The sequence below is a fragment of the Bradyrhizobium sp. TM233 genome (genome assembly GCF_036247965.1).
GTDB lineage: Bacteria > Pseudomonadota > Alphaproteobacteria > Rhizobiales > Xanthobacteraceae > Bradyrhizobium > Bradyrhizobium ottawaense.
This window is the reverse complement of the sequence record NZ_BTIG01000138.1, coordinates 1-865: the sequence shown is the minus strand read 5'-3', so window position 1 is coordinate 865 and position 865 is coordinate 1. Positions and strand designations below refer to the sequence as shown.

The window sequence follows — 865 nt, the reverse complement described above, 5'->3', positions numbered from 1 at the left end:
CGGCTCGGCGGCGACGAGTTTGGCCTCGTCGTGTGTGGTGATCCCGACGATGCCGATCTGGCACGGCTCGGCGAACGCATCGGCGGGCAGGTCAAGCTGCCTTACCAGCTCGACACCGCCCACACCGGCCTGTCCTGCTCGATCGGTTTTGCGCTGTTTCCGGACTCCGCGACGACGTCGGAAGCTCTCTATGAATGCGCCGACTATTCGCTTTATCATGCCAAGCGCCATCTGCGCGGGCGCACCGTGATCTTCTCTGGCGAGCTCGAGGCCGAGATCCGAAGCCGCGGCGTGATCGAGAATTTGTTGCGCACCTCCGATTTTGGCGCCGAGATGGAGCTGGTGTTCCAGCCGATCGTCGATGCCATGAGCGAGCACACTGCGGGCTTCGAGACGCTGGCGCGCTGGCACAGCCCCCGGCTCGGCTGGGTTTCCCCCGCCGACTTCATTCCCGCGGCTGAGCGCATCGGCCTGATCCGGCCACTGACGCAGACGCTGCTGACGCGCGCACTCGCGACCGCCAAGACCTGGCCCGACGACATCCGCCNNCGAGGGCGTCGAGACCCGCGCCCAGCTCGACACCCTGCGCCGGCTCGGCTGCGACTTCATCCAGGGTTATTACTTCGCAAGACCCATGTCAGCCGATGCGATCGGCGACTATCTCGCGAACGAACGCCAGCGCCTCGACGGCGCCAAGGTCGTGGCTTAGAGGCGCAAACGTCAGACCGCGCAGTAGCGCTCCTGGATGTCCTTGTCCGCGAGCAGCGCCGCAGCGCTGCTCTCGTGCACCACCTCGCCCTGATCGATGATCACGGCGCGATCGGCCAGTCGCAGCGCCCATTCGACGTTCTGCTCGACCAGCAGC

At 66.0% G+C, this 865-nt stretch carries 2 pseudogenes; one reads left to right on the top strand and one right to left on the bottom strand.

Going from position 1 to position 865, the window contains the following annotated elements:
• Positions 1-709: pseudogene (locus tag AABA86_RS34035) on the top strand (EAL domain-containing protein); the annotation flags it as partial.
• 11 nt (positions 710-720) lie between these two features.
• On the opposite strand, the pseudogene AABA86_RS34030 reads toward AABA86_RS34035, so the two are convergent.
• Positions 721-865 (bottom strand): annotated as a pseudogene (locus AABA86_RS34030) (ABC transporter ATP-binding protein); the annotation flags it as partial.